The sequence below is a fragment of the Microbacterium sp. KRD172 genome (assembly GCF_017168295.1).
GTDB classification, from domain to species: domain Bacteria; phylum Actinomycetota; class Actinomycetes; order Actinomycetales; family Microbacteriaceae; genus Microbacterium; species Microbacterium profundi.
Window position 1 is genome coordinate 3,104,514 of record NZ_JABFAS010000002.1, and the last position, 18,481, is coordinate 3,122,994.

13 protein-coding genes and 1 pseudogene are annotated in these 18,481 nt (G+C 67.5%); 6 read left to right on the forward strand and 8 right to left on the reverse strand.

All coding sequences use genetic code 11. From position 1 onward, the window contains the following. Nucleotides 1-67: 67 nt before the first annotated feature. Nucleotides 68-2,188 carry an APC family permease gene (locus J1M43_RS15260; protein ID WP_206477212.1) on the forward strand — a complete coding sequence of 707 codons (2,121 nt, stop codon included), beginning with the start codon at nucleotides 68-70 and terminating at the stop codon, nucleotides 2,186-2,188. Nucleotides 2,189-2,231: 43 nt separating this feature from the next. Here J1M43_RS15260 and J1M43_RS15265 read toward each other — a convergent pair whose 3' ends face one another. Next, nucleotides 2,232-3,755: an HNH endonuclease signature motif containing protein gene (locus tag J1M43_RS15265; protein ID WP_206477213.1), complete on the reverse strand. Its 1,524-nt coding sequence runs from the start codon at nucleotides 3,753-3,755 to the stop codon at nucleotides 2,232-2,234. Nucleotides 3,756-3,927: 172 nt separating this feature from the next. On the opposite strand from J1M43_RS15265, the pseudogene J1M43_RS15270 reads away from it, so the two are divergent. The 3 genes and pseudogenes from J1M43_RS15270 to J1M43_RS15280 all read left to right on the forward strand — a co-directional run. Continuing rightward, nucleotides 3,928-4,224: pseudogene (locus J1M43_RS15270) on the forward strand (potassium-transporting ATPase subunit C); the annotation flags it as partial. A 14-nt stretch (nucleotides 4,225-4,238) separates the two neighbouring features. Next, nucleotides 4,239-6,764, forward strand: a complete 2,526-nt coding sequence (locus tag J1M43_RS15275; protein ID WP_206477214.1) for an ATP-binding protein — start codon at nucleotides 4,239-4,241, stop codon at nucleotides 6,762-6,764. Then, nucleotides 6,761-7,432 (forward strand): response regulator, encoded by a 672-nt coding sequence (locus J1M43_RS15280; protein ID WP_206477215.1) that lies wholly within the window; start codon nucleotides 6,761-6,763, stop codon nucleotides 7,430-7,432. The genes J1M43_RS15275 and J1M43_RS15280 overlap by 4 nt, the downstream gene beginning before the upstream one ends. Before the next feature lie 278 nt (nucleotides 7,433-7,710). Here the strand turns inward: J1M43_RS15280 and putP are convergent, their stop codons facing one another. The 7 genes from putP to J1M43_RS15315 all read right to left on the reverse strand — a co-directional run bounded on the left by putP (nucleotide 7,711) and on the right by J1M43_RS15315 (nucleotide 15,932). Next, nucleotides 7,711-9,240 (reverse strand): sodium/proline symporter PutP, encoded by a 1,530-nt coding sequence (putP, locus tag J1M43_RS15285; protein ID WP_033105345.1) that lies wholly within the window; start codon nucleotides 9,238-9,240, stop codon nucleotides 7,711-7,713. A gap of 80 nt (nucleotides 9,241-9,320) precedes the next feature. Then, complete coding sequence (locus J1M43_RS15290; protein ID WP_206477216.1) at nucleotides 9,321-10,358, reverse strand: DUF998 domain-containing protein; 1,038 nt, start codon at nucleotides 10,356-10,358, stop codon at nucleotides 9,321-9,323. 587 nt (nucleotides 10,359-10,945) lie between these two features. Then, a complete protein-coding gene (locus J1M43_RS15295) occupies nucleotides 10,946-11,962 on the reverse strand; it encodes a siderophore-interacting protein (protein ID WP_206477217.1) in 1,017 nt (338 codons plus the stop codon). Continuing rightward, nucleotides 11,952-12,752, reverse strand: a complete 801-nt coding sequence (locus tag J1M43_RS15300; protein ID WP_033105352.1) for an ABC transporter ATP-binding protein — start codon at nucleotides 12,750-12,752, stop codon at nucleotides 11,952-11,954. The genes J1M43_RS15295 and J1M43_RS15300 overlap by 11 nt, the downstream gene beginning before the upstream one ends. Continuing rightward, nucleotides 12,749-13,777, reverse strand: coding sequence for an iron chelate uptake ABC transporter family permease subunit (locus tag J1M43_RS15305; protein WP_033106347.1), 1,029 nt, complete (start codon nucleotides 13,775-13,777; stop codon nucleotides 12,749-12,751). Before J1M43_RS15305 ends, J1M43_RS15300 begins: the two co-directional genes overlap by 4 nt. 29 nt (nucleotides 13,778-13,806) lie before the next feature. Next, nucleotides 13,807-14,853, reverse strand: coding sequence for an iron ABC transporter permease (locus J1M43_RS15310; RefSeq protein WP_033105353.1), 1,047 nt, complete (start codon nucleotides 14,851-14,853; stop codon nucleotides 13,807-13,809). Continuing rightward, nucleotides 14,850-15,932: an iron-siderophore ABC transporter substrate-binding protein gene (locus J1M43_RS15315; RefSeq protein ID WP_033105354.1), complete on the reverse strand. Its 1,083-nt coding sequence runs from the start codon at nucleotides 15,930-15,932 to the stop codon at nucleotides 14,850-14,852. Before J1M43_RS15315 ends, J1M43_RS15310 begins: the two co-directional genes overlap by 4 nt. 135 nt (nucleotides 15,933-16,067) lie before the next feature. Between J1M43_RS15315 and J1M43_RS15320 the strand changes: the two genes are divergently transcribed. Together J1M43_RS15320 and J1M43_RS15325 are read left to right on the forward strand one after the other, a co-directional pair. Next, nucleotides 16,068-17,102: an aromatic acid exporter family protein gene (locus tag J1M43_RS15320; RefSeq protein ID WP_206477218.1), complete on the forward strand. Its 1,035-nt coding sequence runs from the start codon at nucleotides 16,068-16,070 to the stop codon at nucleotides 17,100-17,102. A 102-nt stretch (nucleotides 17,103-17,204) separates the two neighbouring features. Beyond that, complete coding sequence (locus J1M43_RS15325; protein ID WP_206477219.1) at nucleotides 17,205-18,452, forward strand: hypothetical protein; 1,248 nt, start codon at nucleotides 17,205-17,207, stop codon at nucleotides 18,450-18,452. The last annotated feature ends 29 nt before the right edge of the window (nucleotides 18,453-18,481 follow it).

Consider the following 18,481-nt stretch of genomic DNA (forward strand, 5'->3'; position numbering starts at 1 on the left):
CGGTGACGTGAGGATTCCGTATGCGCACAGCGCCCGGGCGTAGGGATTGCGTAAGGATCCCGTGAGGATGGCGCGGATCGGCGTAGTGTCACGCTTCGTGACAGAAGAAACGCGCGCACTCCCGGATGCTCCGCCGCTCGCGAAGCGCATCCTCCTCGGCGACCCGCTCACCTCGAAGCAGGTCGATGACCAGCTGCTGCCCAAGCGGATGGCGCTGCCGATCTTCGCATCGGATGCACTGAGCTCGGTGGCCTACGCCCCGCAGGAGCTCGTGATGATCCTGCTGATCGGAGGGCTGACCTTCCTGTCGTTCACGCCGCTCGTGGCGGTGGCGGTCATCGTGCTGCTGATCGTCGTGGTGCTCAGTTATCGGCAACTCATCAAGGCATATCCGTCCGGCGGCGGCGACTACGAGGTCGCCTCGAAGAACCTCGGCGAGATCCCCGGAGTCGTGGTCGCCGCCGCGCTGCTGGTCGACTACGTGCTCACGGTCGCGGTGTCGGTGGCGTCCGGCGTCGACAACATCATCTCCGCCGTGCCGGGGCTGAACGCCTGGCGGGTCGAGCTGGCCGTCGGGTTCGTCATTCTGATCATCCTCGTCAACCTGCGGGGTGTCCGTGAGGCATCATCGGTGTTCGCGATCCCGACCTACGTGTTCATCGCATCCGTCGGGTTCATGATCGTCATGGGTCTCGTCCAGACGTTCCTCGGCAACGCTCCGGTGGCATCGAGCGCCGAGTTCGCTGTGAACTCCGAGGATCTCAGCCAGGCCGCCGTCATCCTGCTCGTGCTTCGCGCGTTCTCGAGCGGATGCTCGGCGCTCACCGGCGTGGAGGCGGTCTCCAACGGCGTGCCCGCGTTCCGCACGCCGAAGGTGCGCAATGCACAGGCCACGCTCGTGCTGATGGGATCCATCGCCATCTGCCTGTTCGCCGGTCTCACCGCCCTCGCGCTGATCACCGGTGTGCACTACGCCGAGAACCCCTGCGATCTGGTCGGTTTCGACTGCTCGAACCCGCAGCCGAGCCTGATGGCGCAGATCGCGGCGGCGACGTTCGGTGGGGGCAGCATCCTGTTCTTCATCATTCAGGCGGCCACGGCCTGCGTGCTGCTGCTCGCGGCGAACACAGCATTCAACGGCTTCCCGCTGCTCGGTTCCGTTCTCGCCCGCGACGGCTACGCGCCCAAGGCGCTGAACACGCGCGGTGACCGACTCGTCTTCTCGAACGGGATGATCCTGCTCGGCATCGCAGCGATCGCCGTACTGGTGGTCTTCCAGGCCCGCCTGACGACCCTCATCCAGCTCTACATCATCGGCGTATTCGTGTCGTTCTCGCTCGGCCAGATCGGGATGGTGCGCCACTGGCGGAGGGTCCTGCGGACCACGGCTTCAGGAAAGGGCGACGTCGACGTCACGGTCGACGATGCCGCAGCATCCGATCGCCGGTCAGCACGGATCGGCTTGATCATCAACTCGGCCGGCGCGACGCTCACGATCCTGGTCCTCCTGATCGTGACGATCACGAAGTTCACGCACGGGGCGTACCTGGCGTTCTTCGCGATCCCGATCCTCGCGTTCCTGATGATGGGCGTGAAGCGCTATTACCGCGATGTCGAGCACGAGATCGCGGTAGACGACACGACCCACTTCGGCGCGAGCGGCGACGTGGCACTGGTGCTGGTCAGCAAGCTTCAGAAGCCCGTCATCAAGGCGATCGACTACGCGATCGCGGCGAAGCACGGGAAGACGCTCGCCGTGCACATAGCGGTCGCCGACGATGATGCGGAGCACCTGCAACAGGAATGGGCGGAGCACCGCATCCCGATCCCGCTGATCATCGTGGAGTCGCCGTACCGATCGTTCGCGCAGCCGGTGGCGCAGTTCATCAAGCAGTATCGCCAGAAGCACGGCTCGTCCGTGGTGACCGTGTACCTGCCGCAGTACATCGTGGGCCACTGGTGGGAGAGCTTCCTGCACAATCGACGCGCGCGACGCATGGCGAACCAGCTCATGCTCGTGCATGGCGTATCGATCACGCTCGTGCCATGGCTTCTGGACTCGTCCGAGCTGATCTACGGACGGCGCTCCCGACCGGTTCCGGGGCAGGAGCGCGCTGGGCGGCCGGTGCTCACCTCGACCACCGGGCGACGCGCGCATCGACCTGCTGGACCGCCGGCTGAGGGGTGAGCGCGTCTCACCCGGATCCGACCCTTTTCGGCCGGCTCGCCCCTCATCCTGGTGCGGGTTGTCGGTGGTGTGGGCTTCGGGTACGGTGCCAGTGCTGGTGGGGGTCCCACCATGCGGGGCCGCGGACTTCGGGCACGCCGTGGTTCATGCGGATCACCCATTCGGTCAGGTGCAGGGTGCGGTGATGGAACCAGCACAGCAGCGCCCCGTTATCGGTATGCGTCGGTCCACCGTCGGCATGTTCTTGGACGTGATGGACCTCGCACCACGTCGCGGGGATCGTGCACCCGGGGATCACACACCCGCCATCACGGATCGTGATCGCCCGGCGTTGCAGGGCGTTGAAGATACGACCACTGGTGCCGATCGACACGATCCTCCCGTGATCGTCGAACAGGATCCTCTGGATCCCACCCGCACACCCGGTCTGCAGTGCCGCCGTCAGCGGAACAAGGTCACCGGTATGCCCGATCCGCGCCCACCCGTGACCCGCGGCGAGGTCCGCGGCGGTCGCCGAGACGGTGAGTGTCGGCGCGGCACCACCGAGGTGCGGGAACAGATCGGTGCGGGCCGCGGTGTTCAAGATCGCCGCCAGAGCGTCGTGCACTTTCTGCCCCCGCGTGCGGGTGTCTGTGAAGATCGGGCCTTCTTCTGTCTCTTCATCGGCGGAAGGCTCGAACCGCACTCCCCCGCGAGCGCCCGTCGATTCCCCGTCCGTCGATTCCCCGTCCGTTGTTCCAGCGTCCGTCGACGTGCCGTTCGCCGACTCGCCGCCCTGTTCCGGGTCGTCCGCCCCGTTCACTTTCGGGTTGAGGAGGCTGTCGATCAGCAGCGCGAGTTGCGCGGCGACTTCGGGCAGCAGGCTCCCGCGCACCGGTGCGGCGCCGTCTTTGACCTTCCCGATCGAGAAGTATCGCCCCCGCATCGCGGCCTCTTCCGCCGGTTCCGCACCATCCGGGTCGAGATAGGCGACCATCACCCGCGCCAGCACACCCAGATCTTCCGGCAGGGGGACCGGACGCGGAGCGTCGCCGTCGGCACCGGCGTCGATGCCGCGCGCGAAGTCGGCAAGCTGCCGGTCCGCCTCCACCCGGTTCTCGTCACTGATGCGCCGGGCGGACTGCTCGATCGGATCCGTCGCCGCCAACAACCCCGCGAGCCCCAGGTCACCGTCGACCATCACCTCCCGCAGCGCCTGATACCGCGCCGGCAGGAACACCCCGTCCGTGATCCCACGGTCTCGCCGCACCAGGCGGGCCGCCCGCACCAGCCGCGCCGCACCGCGCGTGTCGGTGCCGACGAGCATCCGCACGAGATCGGCCGGCTTCGCACAGCCGTACCGGGTCGTCATCCGCTCTTCCTTCAGCCCCGCCGACCGGTCACCCACCTGCACGGTCGCCTCGACCTGCACACCCTCCATGCGTCGTTGAACACGGCCGGCCGCAGCCAGCAATTCGGCTACGTCCGCGTCAGACATTCCAGGAATCTGCTCCGCACCGAACGCATCACGCACCACGGAATCGAGGGACTCCTCAAGATCCCGAAGCCGAGCAACGATGCTGTTCATACCCACCATTCAACACCGGGCCACCGACATTCCACCCTCCGTTTCAGGCTGATCAGACAACTTTTCCGAACAATATTCCCCGCGCTGCACAAAGCGGCATCCGCTACCGAACTCGACGTCGGAATGCGGCTCGCGGCACCAGGATCGCCGCATGTTGCTGCGCCGATCAGACGACCTGATCGCGACGATCGAGGATCGCAAGGCGCAGATCGCCGAACGTGAAGGGGTCTCCCCCTCGACGATCCCGGCGGATGCGGTGACAGCATCCGCGTCGGGTCTCGACCCGCACATCAGCGTCGCCTACGCCCTGCTCCAGGTGCCGCGAGTCGCCTCGGCGCGCGCGCTCTCGGAGGCGGAGGTGCGCGATGCGGTGGAGTCTAGGATTCAAGGGCGGGACCTGGGCTTCCTCGGCGAGGAGCGCATCAATGTCGCAGAGCTCAATCTCGCACTCGACGACCTGGAGGGCTGATGCACGCTGAGCGGATGCCACGGCGCGGCCGGCTCCGCGTGCTCCTGGGTGCTGCACCCGGCGTCGGCAAGACATTCGAGATGCTCGCCGAGGGGCGCAGGCTTCAGAACGAGGGTCACGATGTCGTGATCGCGATCGTTGAGACCCACGAACGTGCCGCGACCCTGGCCCAGACAGTGGGACTGCCGGAGGTGCCGCGCCGCCTCGACCAGCACCGCGGGGTGTCGCTCACTGAGCTCGATCTGGACGCCGTGCTGGTCCGCGCACCCGAGATCGCCCTGGTCGATGAGCTCGCCCACACCAACATCCCCGGGTCCCGGCACCACAAGCGCTGGGAAGACGTGCAGGTGCTGCTCGACGCGGGCATCGACGTCGTCACGACCGTCAATGTGCAGCACATCGAATCGCTCAACGCCGTCGTCGAGAAGATCACCGGCGTCGCCCAGCAGAAGACGATCCCGGATGCCGTCGTGCGAGCCGCCGACGAGATCGAGGTCATCGACCTCGCCCCGCAGTCGCTGCGGGACCGTCTGGCCGCGGGCCTCGTGTACCCCGCCGAACGTGTCGACGCGGCACTTTCGAACTACTTCCGCCTCGGCAACCTCACGGCACTGCGAGAACTCGCTCTGCTGTGGCTCGCCGACGAGGTCGACAGCGCACTGCGCAGCTATCGCGCGGAGCAGGGCATCGAAGGCGCGTGGCAGGCGAGAGAACGCGTCGTCGTCGCCCTCACCGGCGGGGCGGAGGGCGAGACCCTGCTGCGTCGGGGCGCACGGATCGCGGCGCGCTCCGCAGGAGGCGAGCTGCTCGGAGTGCACGTGTCCACGCAGGACGGACTGCGCGCCGAGGCGCCAGGGGCACTGACCGCCCAGCGCACACTGGTCGAATCGCTCGGCGGCAGCTACCACCAGATCATCGGCGACGACGTGCCGGAGACGCTCGTCTCATTCGCCCAGTCGGTCGATGCGACTCAGCTCGTGGTCGGCGTGAGCCGCCGCGGCCGTCTGGCCGCCATGCTGACCGGCCCGGGCATCGGCGCGGAGGTCATCAGGCGCTCCGGCGACATCGACGTGCACATCGTCACGCATGCGCACGCCGGCCGCCGCACCGCGCTGCCGCGCATGACCGGCGGTGCGCTGGGATGGCGCCGTCAAGTGCTCGGCTTCGTCGTCGCGCTCATCGGCGGACCGCTGCTGTCGTGGCTGCTGTTCACGCTGCGCACTCCGGAGTCGATCACCTCAGACGTGCTGTCGTATCAGTTGCTCGTGGTCATCGTCGCGCTCATCGGCGGGCTGCGGCCGGCGCTGTTCGCCGCCGTGCTCTCCGGGATCACGCTGGACGTCCTCTTCGTCGCGCCGCTGTTCACCGTCACCGTCGCCGATCCGCTGCACGCGATCGCGCTCGCGCTCTACGTCATCATCGCCGTACTCGTGAGTCTGATCGTCGATCAGGCTGCTCGTCGCGCGCGCTCCGCCCAGCGTGCGACGGCCGAGGCCGAGCTGCTGGCATCCATCGCCGGCAACGTGCTGCGCGGCGACAGCGCGGCGCTCGCGATCGCCTCTCGGACGAGAGAGGCCTTCGCCCTGAGCGGTGTGCGTCTGGTCGCGCCAGACGGCGAAGTGATCGCCACCGACGGAGAACCCCTGCGCGACGGCCGCGCCACCACGATCCCCGTCGGTCGCGCGGGCGACCGCGCACCGCGCGCCCTCCTCGAGCTGCACGGCGGCACGCTCGACACCCCGTCTCGCAGGCTGCTCGATGTGATCGTCGCACAGCTGTCGGCGGCGATCGAGCACACCGACCTCAGCGCGACGGCGAAAGAGGCCGAGGCCCTTGCCGAGACGGATCAGGTGCGCAGCGCCCTGCTGTCCGCCCTGAGCCATGACCTGCGTCGCCCGCTGGCCGCCGCCGTCGCTGCGATCGGCGGTCTGCGCGGAGCCCACCATATCTCGGCATCCGACCGCGATGAGCTGCTCGCCACGGCGGATGAGAGCCTTGCCGCGCTGTCGGCGCTCGTCACCGACCTCCTGGACGTGAGCCGCGTCGAGGCCGGTGTGCTGGCCGTCTCCGCCACGCCGGTCGACGCCTCCGCCGGCATCCTCGCCGCCCTCGACGAGCTGTCGCTCGGCCCCGATGCCGTCGAACTGGCGCTCGATCCCGAACTCCCCCCGCTGCAGGCCGATCCGGTGCTGCTTCAGCGCGTGCTGGTGAACCTGCTGACGAACGCCTTCCGGTACTCGCCCGCCGATCAGCGCGTGATCGTGTCCACGAGTCGCCTGGGTAATCGGGCCGAACTGCGCATCATCGATCGAGGAGCCGGCGTTCCTCCCGAACGTCAGAGCAGCATCTTCCAGCCTTTCCAGCGCTACGGTGACACCGACAACACGGCCGGCCTCGGACTCGGGCTCGCCCTCTCGAAGGGCTTCACTGAAGGGATGGGCGGTAGCCTGGCTCCGGAGGACACCCCCGGTGGCGGCCTCACGATGGTCATCTCCCTGCCTCTCGCTGCGGGAACGCCCGACATCCAGGAGGCGGAGTGAAGCTGCTCATCGCCGACGACGACCCGCAGATGGTGCGCGCGCTGCGCATCACTCTCGCCGCGCACGGATATGAGGTTGTGGCGGCCGCGGACGGTGCGGCTGCGATCGCCGCAGCGGCGCAGACCCATCCGGACATCATCCTCCTCGATCTCGGGATGCCGCGGCTCGACGGGATCGAGGTGATCCATGCGCTGCGGGGGTGGACGAGCGCGCCGATTATTGTAGTGTCCGGTCGCACCGGCTCGGCAGACAAGGTAGAGGCTCTGGATGCCGGCGCCGACGACTTCGTCACCAAGCCGTTCCAGGTCGATGAGCTGCTGGCGCGGCTGCGGGCACTGTCACGTCGGGCGACGCCCGCGACGGGAGAGTCGACCGTGCGCTTCGGCGACGTCGTGATCGATCTCGCCGCGAAGTCGGTGAACCGTGCCGGATCCAGAGTGCACCTGACACCGACTGAATGGCGGATGCTGGAGCATCTCGCCCGCAATCCTGGCGCGCTCGTCACGCGCCAGGATCTGCTGAAGGGGATCTGGGGAAGCGAACAGGTGTCTGATTCCGGCTACCTGCGGCTGTACATGTCGCAGTTGCGCAAGAAGCTCGAGGCGTCGCCCGCCGAGCCGGCGCATCTGCTGACAGAGTCGGGAATGGGCTACCGGCTGGTGCTGTGAACCCCCTGCCGGTCAGCGTCTGGCGACCGCCAGCGCCACCTCGGTTGATGTCCCGACACCGAGCTTGCGCAGAATCGCCGAGACGTGCACGCTCGCGGTCTTGCATCCGCTCGGCCGCCGAACCAGGCGCGTATCCGATCCAAGATGGGGTGCGCGCACGGTATTTCCGGGGGCCCGGTTGCCTCAGACAGCAACTCTGGCGGCCCAAGTCAACTCTGGCGGCCCGACCGCGGCTTTGCGGCCGCCAGAGTTGCGCGCGGCCGCCAGAGTTGCGCGAATCAGGGCGTCATCCGGTCGGTGCGCGCGCCTCGTCCGACGCCGTTCACCGTCAATAGCGTGCCCGTCTCGGTGAACTCCTGCAGGATCTCGTTCTGACGCTCGCCGTCCTTGTGGGTGAGCAGGCTCACGACCACGGCGACGATCGTCGCGCAGATGAAGCTGGGCAGCAGTTCGTACATCTCCGGCCACACCGCTTTCCAGATGAAGACACCGGCGGCGCCGACGAACATTCCGGCCAGGGCACCCCAATTGGTGAGCTTGCGCCAGAACAGGCTCAGCAGGATCAGCGGGCCGAACGCCGCACCGAAGCCTGCCCATGCGAACGAGACCAGCCCGAGGATCGTGTCGTTGGGTATGAGCGCCAGCAGCATGGCGATGATGGCGACGCAGAGTACGGTCCCTCGCCCGAGAATCATCAGCAGCTTGGGCGATGGCTCCTTCTTGGCGACCTTGAACAGGTCTTCCACGAGCGCGGAGGAGGCGACGATCAGCTGGCTGGAGATCGTGCTCATGATCGCGGCAAGAACCGCGGCCAGCACGAGACCGGCGATGAACGGATGCAGCAGCGTCTGCGCCATCACCAGCACCACCGTCTCAGGGTTCGCGAGATCGATGCCCTGGTGCGCCATGTAGGCGATGCCGACGAATCCGGAGAACACGGCGCCGACAAGCGAGATGATCATCCAGCTCATGCCGATACGGCGGGCGGTCTTTGCCTCGCCGGGGTTGCGCAGCGCCATGAACCGCACGATGATGTGCGGCTGGCCGAAGTAGCCCAAGCCCCAGGCGAGCGACCCGACGATTGCCAGGATCGTTCCGCCGGTCAGTGCCGTTCCGCCGATGAGCGAGATGTGGTTCGGAGCAAGGTCGTCGACGTAGGTGGCCACCTCGCCGAAACCGCCGACGGCGATGATCGCTGCAACCGGAACGACGATCAGGGCGATCAGCATCATGACCCCCTGCACGACGTCGGTGAATGAGGCGCCGAGGAAGCCGCCGAACAGTGTGTAAAGGAGCGTGACGCCGCCGACCAGCACCATGCCCAGCAGGTAATCGGAGTTGAACGAGCTCTCGAAGAAGAAGCCACCGGCGACCATACCCGACGAGATGTACAGGGTGAAGAACACCAGGATCACGACGCCGGCGAGGATCCGCAGCAGACGGGACGAGTCGCGCAGCCGGTTCTCGAAGAAGCTCGGAATAGTGATCGAGTTGCGCGACACCTGTGTGTATGCGCGAAGCCGCGGGGCGACGAGCAGCCAGTTCAGGTACGCGCCGATCGTGAGGCCGACCGCGATCCATGCCTCGATCAGTCCGGAGAGATAGATCGCTCCGGGAAGGCCCATCACCAGCCAGCCGGACATGTCGGATGCTCCGGCACTCAGCGCCGCGACCCACGGTGGCAGGTCCCTCCCTCCGAGCATGTAGTCCTCGTGGTCGGTCGTCCGGCGGAACGCCAGGTAGCCGATGACGAGCATGGCCGCGAAGTAGAGGCCCAGCGCGATGAAGATGAATATCTGGTCGGACATCGTCGTCCTTTCGTGGAGGTCGGTCCCCCGATACTGACAGGGACGGATGCCGGGTGCCAGCCCTGCGCCGTTCGGGCGCGCTACCCCCGCAGCAGCGACCAGCGTGCGGACGGCCGGCTGGCATCCGGCGTCAGCACCGCGAGCACGCGTACCAGCGTCGTGAGCCAGAGCAGACCGAGACCGATCACGATCGCCTCGAGCACGGTCAAGGAGTACAGATTGAAGCTGTCGGCCAGCACGAAGGCGATGACCAGCAGCAGCGCGACGCCGACTGTAGTGATCAACAGCGGCCACGGAGGGCCGGGGATCACTGTGGTCGTGAGCACCCCGGATGCGACGAACAGCACCAGCGTCGAGACGGCGGCGATGTTATGAACCAGGACGATGTTCTCCTGAGGGAACAGCCCGACCGCGGCGAGCGCGATGCCGGTCGCCGCCCACAGAGCGACCACCCAGGCGATCCGTCCCAGCGCGCCGTCTCCGAGGATGCGATGAAGATCGCGACCGATGTATGAGCCGACGGTGGCGATCAGGACACCGGCGACGACGAGCGTGCCGTTGAATGCCCAGGATCCGACGCCGATGCCGAGTTGCGAGAAGTTCGTCTCCCACCAACGGGGGTTCGCGGCGGTGAGCATCGCGAACAGCGTGCCGATCACCAGGTAGCTGAACAGCAGCGTGGCGAGGTCGGCAGTGTGCAAGCCGATTCCCGCGGCGAACGTCAACCGGCCGGCGACAGCACTGGCGACCCCTGTGACGATGCCGCCGCCGAGCGCCGGCAGCTCGAGCCCTTGCAATCCGACGCCGAGCACCTCGCTGGCTAGCAGCACGCCAAGCGCAGTCACTCCCGCGAATGCGATCGTCAGGGCGACGGCAGAAGCAGCAGAGATGATCGTCTGCCAGCGCGGCATCGACGCGTGCTCACCCCGACGGTGCAGGAACGTGCTGACCACGAAGGATGCCGCGGCGATCGCCCCCGCGACTGCGGCTGCCGGAATACCGACCGAGCCATCTCCGGCGATCGGTCGCGGATTGCCCCACAGCAGCAGCGTGCCGATGCCGGTGCCGACCAGGAAGCAGACGACAGTCGCCCATACTGCACGGGATTCCTGTCTCATCCGCTGCGTCTGGTCCATGCATCCATCGAACCACGCGGCTGCGACGTTTCGACTCGCCTACGGCTCGCTCAACGCGTTTCGTCTCGCTGCGCTCGCTCAACGACCCGCGGGGCAGTTCACGGGGCGTTGAGCGACGAGCGGAGCGAGGAGACGAAGCGGGCTGAGCGACCGAAGGGAGTCGAAGTGTCGCTCAACGACCCGCGGGAACAGTTCACGGGGCGTTGAGCGACGAGCGGAGCGAGGAGACGAAACGGGCTGAGCGAGTCCAGCGAGTCGAAGTGTCGCTCAACGACCCGCGGGGCAGTTCACGGGGCGTTGAGCGACGAGCGGAGCGAGGAGACGAAACGGGCTGAGCGAGCGCAGCGAGTCGAAGTGTTGCTCAACGACCCGCGGGGCAGTTCACGGGGCGTTGAGCGACGAGCGGAGCGAGAAGACGAAACGGGCTGAGCGAACCCAGCGAGTCGAAGTGTTGCTCAACGACCCGCGGGGGCAGTTCACGGGGCGTTGAGCGACGAGCGGAGCGAGGAGACGAAACGGGCTGAGCGACCGAAGGGAGTCGAAGCCGCGATCCGAGCCTCCCGCGCAGTTCAGCCGCGCATCGCGACACCGCGGCGCCAGTAGCCCATGAACGCAACCTGCGCGCGGTCGATGCCCAGGTCCTTCACGAGGTGACGGCGCAGCGTCGTGACGACGCCGCTCTCGCCGGCGATCCAGAAGTATCGCTCGCCCGATGCTGCCTCGGCGACGTCCTCGCCGCTGCCCGAATAGATCGGCGTCTCCCAGACCAGGTCCTCCCCCTCAGCATCCTGCACGACGATCTCGCTGTCGCCAGACTTCGAGTGAGCACTGTCGCCGAGGCAGTCGAGCACGGTGGGGATGAGGCGCAGTCCGTGCGCGGCGTCCCCACGCGGCAGCCAGTGCACCTCGACGCCGTCCGGCGCATCGATGGGCAGGATGTCCTCGGCGGTCGGCACCTCGATGAACGCGAGCCCACGCAGATCACGCGGGGCGTCCTCCAGGATGCGGGCGATCGCCGGTGCTGCGGTCTCATCGCCGACCAGCATCACTGACGATGCCGAACCCGGCGCGTACTCGATTCCGCCCCGCTCGGAACGCCCGCGGCGCGGTCCGACCATCCAGACCTCGTCGCCGACGCCGGCAGCGCTCGCCCACAGCGAGGCGGGTCCGGTGAGGCCAGGCGCCAGGTGCAGCACGAAGTCGACGACGACCTCGGTCGCGGACGCTTCGACAAGCTCAGCGGACGGAACGACAAGCTCAGCGGACGCTTCGACAAGCTCAGCGGACGGAACGACGTCAAGTGAGCGCACCGAATAGGTGCGCATCGATCCGCGTTTCTCCTCCGGAACCGCGAGATACGAGCCCCACCAGTCATCGGTGTCGCGATCGAGGTCGGGAAGGATGCCGGATGCCGGCGGGAAGACCAGCTTGATCCGCGCGTCGTAGACGTCGCCTGGCGTGCCGAACTCCTCGAGGTCGCGACCGCCGAAGGTGACGCGCACGAAGTTCGGCGAGACGCGGTCGACCGCACGCACCTCGGCACGTGCAAGAACGTAAGGGGTGCGAGTACGAGTCTCAGCGGACATGATGCCTTCCGATCGGTGTCACCATCGGCTTCCCGGAGACCGGGTCGGTGGTGATCTGGTTCGCCATGCCGAAGACCTCTTCGACCAGCGTATGAGTGAGGATGTCGTCCGGGGCGCCGAGCGCATGCACCTGGCCGCCGCGCATCGCGACGAGCTCGTCGGAATAGCGCGCGGCGAGGTTGAGGTCGTGCAGCACCATGACGATGGTCGTGCCGCGCGAGACGCTGAGGTCGGTGAGCAGGTCGAGCACCTCGACCTGGTGCGCGACGTCGAGGAACGTGGTCGGCTCGTCGAGCAGCAGGATGTCGGTCTCCTGCGCGAGCGCCATCGCGATCCACACGCGCTGCCGCTGTCCGCCCGAAAGCTCGTCGACGCTGCGGTCGGCGAGGTCGGCGATCCCGGTGGCGGCGAGCGCGTCGGCGACGACCTCGTAGTCGTGCGCGGTCCAGCGGGCGAGCACCTTCTGATGCGGATGCCGCCCCCGCCCGACCAGGTCGGCGACGGCGATCCCCTCCGGAGCGATCGGCGACTGCGGCAGCAGTCCGAGCACGCGCGCAACCTCCTTGGTGGGCCTGGAGTGCACCGACTTGCCGTCGAGGACGATCTGACCGGATGCCGGCGACAACAGGCGCGCGAGCGATCGCAGCAGCGTCGACTTGCCGCATCCGTTCGCCCCGACGATCGAGGTGATCTTTCCCGGTGCGACGCGGAGGTCGAGGCCTTCGATGATCGTGCGGTCGCCGTAGGCGAGAGTCACCCCCTCGGCGGTCAGTGTGTGTGCCTCGGTCACAGCGAGCCCCCAGAGCGGTTGGTGCGGATGAGCAGGTAGATCAGGTATGGGGCGCCGAGCACACCGGTGATGACGCCGACCGGGTAGCGCGCATCGAACGCGAACTGACCGATCAAATCGCCGCCGAGCACGAGCACAGCTCCGACGAATGCCGACGGCAGCAGTAGATTCGCGCCGGGCCCGGTGATGCGCGCGGCGATGGGTCCGGCCATGAAAGCGACGAACGCGATCGGTCCGGTGCCCGCCGTCGCGAACGCGAGCAGCGCGACGGCGCCGATGATGAACATCAGCCGCGTCACGGTCACCCGTACGCCGAGGCCGGAGGCCGAGTCGTCGCCGAGCTGCAGCATCCCGAGCGCCTGCGCCTGGCTGAACAGGAACGGCAGGATCACGATGCTGGCGATCGCGAGCGGGATGACGTCGTCCCACGCGGCGTTGTTCAGACTGCCGGTGATCCAGCGCATCGCCATCTGGATGTCCCATTCGGCGGCACGCGAGAGCACGTACGACACGACGCTCTGCAGCATCGCGGCGACACCGATTCCGATCAGGATCAGACGGATGCCGGAGAAGCCGCCCTTGTTCGAGAGCAGGTAGATCGCGATCGCGGTGATCAGCGCTCCGCCCAGTGCCATCGCCGAGACGGCGGGGCCGCTCAGCCCGAGCACGACGATGCCGACGACGGCCGCGGCGCTCGCACCCTCGGTGATGCCGATGATGTCGGGCGAGGCGAGAGGGTTGCGCAGCAGCGTCTGGAAGGTGACACCGGCGATCCCGAAGGCGAATCCGGCGAGGATCGCGAGCGCCGTGCGCGGCAGGCGCAGCTCTCCGACCGTGAAGGATGCGCCTGGCACCGTCTCGCCCAGGATGACGCGGATGATCTCGCCGGGTGTGTAGAACGAGTTGCCGAACATCAGGGCGACCGCGGCGAGCGCGAAGAGCAGCAGGCCGAGCACGATGGTGGCCACGGCGTGACGGCGGTGGCGGGCGCGGCGACCGGCCATGATCGCGGCCGGGCCCTGCATCGCGGCCGGGCCCTGGGCCTGTACGAGGGTCACAGCTCACGCACCTTCTGGCGGCGGACGATCCAGATGAAGAACGGTGCGCCGATCACGGCCGTGATGATGCCGACCTGGATCTCCTCCGACGACGGCGCGATCACCCGGCCGATGATGTCGCTCACGAGCAGCAGCGCGGCACCGCCGAGCGCGGAGAAGGGCAGCAGCCAGCGGTGGTCCGTGCCGATCAGCATCCGGCACATGTGCGGGATGACGAGGCCGACGAAGCCGATCGGACCGGCGATCGCCGTGGCTGCGCCCGCGAGGATCACGGCGCCGGCTGCCGAGACGAGGCGCGTGCGGAAGACCCGCTCGCCGAGGCCCGCCGCCATGTCGTCGCCCAGGGCGAGGGAGTTCATGCCTCGTGCGCACATGAAACAGATGAGAGCGCCGAGGGCGAGCACGGGAGCGGTGATCGCGATGCGCGGCCACTCCGCGCCGCCGACGCCGCCGACCTGCCAGGACTGGAACGTCTGCAGCAGGTCGACGCGGGGCAGCATGACCGCGCTGATCAGCGAGCCGAGGGCCGCCGAGGTCGCGGCTCCCGCGAGGGCGAGTTTGAGGGGCGTCGCACCGCCGCGGCCGAGCGAGCCGACCGAGTAGACGAAGACGGCTGCGATCCCCGCACCCACGATGGCGACGGCCATCTGGCTGAACGGATTCGCGAGCCCGAAGAAGGCCAGGCCGAACACGACCGCGAGCGAGGCCCCATTGGTGACTCCGAGGATGCCGGGGTCGGCGATCGGGTTTCGGGTGACGGCCTGCATCGCGGCACCCGAGAGCGCCAGAGCGGCCCCGACGAGGATGGCGAGCACGGTCCGGGGAATCCGCTTGATGATCGCGGCCTGAGAGACGGTGTCGTCTTGCCCGCTGAGCGCGGCGACGATGTCGTCGAGCGACACGGTGCGCACACCGAACGAGACCGACAGGATGCACAGGACGACGATGACGGCGGCGCCGATCAGCAGCCAGAGCACACGCACCGACGTCGGGCGCCGCAGTCTCGCGGCGCCCGACGTCGAAGCGTGGGCGACTGAGGTCACTCGTCGAGCAGCGGTGCTTCGAGGATCGCGAAGTAGTCGTCGATGCCCCACGGGATAGAGAGCGGCGACGGGTTGGCGGAGTTCGCCATCGGGGATGCGTCGGGGAGGATGGCGATGTTGCCGGCGGCGATCGCGGGGATCTTGCCCAGCAGCGGGTCGGCCTGCAGCACCGGGATGATCGACTCGTCGCCGTAGGTGATGAAGACGTCGACGTCGTCGAACTTCTCGACCTCTTCTGCGCTGACCATCAGGTAGAAGTCGGTGCTGTCGGCGTTGTCGGCGACGACCTGCGGCTCTGGCAGACCGAGTTCGAGCAGGAAGCCGGGACGGGTGTCGATGCGCGTGTAGTAGCCGACCTGGCTGAGGTCGTTCGGGTCGATGTAGCTGAAGAGCAGCTTCGCGTCCTTCAGCGCGGGGCGCGCGTCGAGTGCCGCCTGCGTCTGGGCATCCAGATCCTCGATCAGTGCCTGGCCCTCGTCGGCGAGTCCGATCGCCTCGGAGTTCATGGTGATCATGTCCTGCACCGAGGTGCCCCATGCGACCTCGGGGTACGCGACGACAGGAGCGATCTTGGAGAGGGTGTCGTAGTCCTCCTGCGTGAGGCCGGAGTACGAGGCGAGGATCACGTCGGGGTTCGTGTCGGCGACGGCTTCGAAGTCGATGCCGTCGGCCTCGTCGAACAGCACCGGCACCTCACCCGCCTTCTCGGCATCCTTGTCGCCCATCAGCGACACGTCGATGCCGAGCTCGTCGAGCTTGTCCTCGACCCACGGCAGAACGCCGTTGTCGTCGTCGTCGCCCCAGGCGACCTTGCTCATGCCGACCGGCACGACACCGAGGGCAAGAGGTACCTCGTGGTTGGCCCAGTTGACGGTCGCGATGCGATCGGGCTTCTCGCTGATCGTCGTCTCACCGAACGCGTGCGTGACAGTGACCGGGAACGCGTCGGCGGATGCCGGGTTGGTGCCGATCAGGGAGTCGGAGTCCGAGCTGTCGGAGGTGGCGGGGGCCGCGCAGGCGGCGAGGCCTGCTGCCATGACCACGGCGGCGCCGAGGCCGAGAAGACGAGAGATGCGCACGGGTGTTTCCCTTTCGGGTGGTCGGGGGGATGACGCAAAAGCGTCGGGCTCTTTGGTAAGCCTGCCCTAATTTATCAGAAGTTAGGATCGCCTCATACGCCGAGGCGGATGACACCGCGGGGCTAACGTGGGTGCATGGGGATGACATCGGCTGTGCGCAGCGCGAAACGCGCTCCTCTGCTGCAGGTCGTGAAGTCGGCAGTGGCCACGATCGGCGCCTGGCTCATCGCGGGATGGCTGGTGCCCGGTCCATTGCCGGTGTTCGCCGCGATCGCCGCTCTGCTCGTGGTGCTGCCGAGTGTGAACCAGTCGTTCGCCAAGGCGATCGAACGCAGCCTCGGCGTGATCGTCGGCGTCGTGATCGCCACCGGGCTGAGCCTGCTGCTCGGGCCGCAGAGCTGGGTGGTCCTGCTCGCGATCGTCGTCGCGATGCTGGTGGCATGGGTCTTCCGCGCCACCCCAGGCATGGGAAACCAGGTCGCGATCTCGGCGATGCTCGTCCTCGCGCTCGGATCGTCCAGCCCGCAGTACGCCCTGGACCGCATCATCGAGACTCTGATCGGCGTCGCGATCGGCATCATCGTCAACGCCCTGATCGTGCCGCCGGTGCTCACCGCACCAGCGCGGCGCGACCTCGGGCTGCTCGGCGCGGAGATCGCCGCGAGTCTCGACCGGCTGGCCTCGGCGCTGCCCACTGCGCAGACGCCTGCGCAACTTCAGGGGCTGATGGTGGAAGCGCGACTGCTGCGGCCGATGCGCGATGCCGCCGAAGCATCCATCACCGCAGGTGAGGAATCGCTCACGCTCAATCCGCGCCGTGCGCAGCGCGGCGACCTCGCCGAGATGCGCGCACTTCTGGACAGGCTCTCCCCGATCGTCACGCAGGTGATCGGCATGACGCGGGCGTACTTCGACCACTACGACGACGCCCTCGCCGAGGAACCGACGGTGCATGCGATCGCCGAGCAGCTTCGCCGTGCGGGTCATGATGTGCGCCTCGCGGTGCAGGTCGCCGACGTCGCGCCTGAGCCGTCGTCAGAGACCTCGGCCATCCCGGCGCTGACCGCTCCGCTGCGGGTGAAGCCACCGGCATCCGGTCATTGGATCCTGATCGGATCGCTCATGGAAGACCTGCGCCGCATCCGCGAGAAGCTCGTCGGCGAGGAGTGACAGGGTGTGACTTCTCCTGCACTGTTGCGGGACAGCGGCAGTTGCGCACGGGTCGCGTGGATACGGGGTCGTGGGGTCGGCGTGGGCATTTAGCGTTGCGGCATGTTCTTCGATCCCGACTACGCATCCTTCGTACACAGCCACTCCGCGTTGCGCCTCCGCGTGACCGCGCCAACCGATCCGCCCATCTCACGAACTTTCGACATCTGCCGAGGCGCCCCGCTGTCCTGGCTGGGCGAGTCGTTCCTGCTTTCGACCGGCCGGACGCGGCCAGACGGCCCCGACGAAGAGTCCGGCTGGTACGGCGATGTCGATTCGATCATCCCCCGCGCCTCGTGGCAGTACGGAGGGATGCCACTCGAGCCGGAGGCCGGACCGACGCTGAGCATCCCGGGAATGGCTGGCGACTGCAGGGTTGAGGTGCTCGATGATGCCACTGCCACCGTCGTCGGCGAACCGCATGTGCGGATCGTCGATGGCACGCCGGATACGCCGCGCGCAGTAGCCGCATGGGAGTTGTCGCCTGCCAGCTTCCATATCGATCATGTGCAGCACGAGTTGACACGAGAGTTCGGGCTGGTTCTCCCCGATCGCGAATCCGTCTGTTTCCACGAGATGAGCCGTGCGTTCGGTGATGCTTCTGCACTGCGGCCGTTGGCAGAAGCTCTCGCGCCGTTGCAGCGGCTGGCATTGCGTTCGCACCTGGAAGATGCCGAGCTCATGACCGCTCCACTGATCGACGCCGCGGCGGCTCGTTCTCTCACGCACGGCCTCGCCTGGCTGATCGACCGGATCGGCACGGAAGGTATGGAGCAGGACGAACACGGTTGGCTACCGGTCGAACTCGCTCGCGAAGCAGAACAGGCGCTGGAATGGGTGCCGGCACCCGGTGCGCCACCGTCGCCCGGGCATGCGCTGCTCAGCACCGCGCGCTCGTTACGGTTCATCCGCCGCTTCAAGGGCCGCGTCATACCCGTCGCGCACACCAGAGAGCTGTCGGCCAATCCGCTCCGCGCTGTTCGCGAACTCGGCAGTGGAGCGCAGAGGAGGTCACAGGGATACTCGTGGTCCGGCCAACCGGACCATGCGGAGACACTGGCGCTGCTCGCGGTCGCCGACGGAACGGCGACCGCATCCGTGGATCTGAACGAGCGCGTCATGAACGGGCTGGCGGCGCTGGATGAGAACCAGGAGTATCCGTACCGGCAGACGACCGATGCCGAACGTGAATCATCGGCGAAACAGGCCGTGACCTCACTCATGGAGGTGTTGGCTCCGCTCGGCGGCCACGGTGGTTACGGGCTCTTCACTCCGGCCGTGCGCGCATTCGCGCACTCGCTGCTGCGCTGAACTCTTCAGAATCCATCCCACGGAAGGAG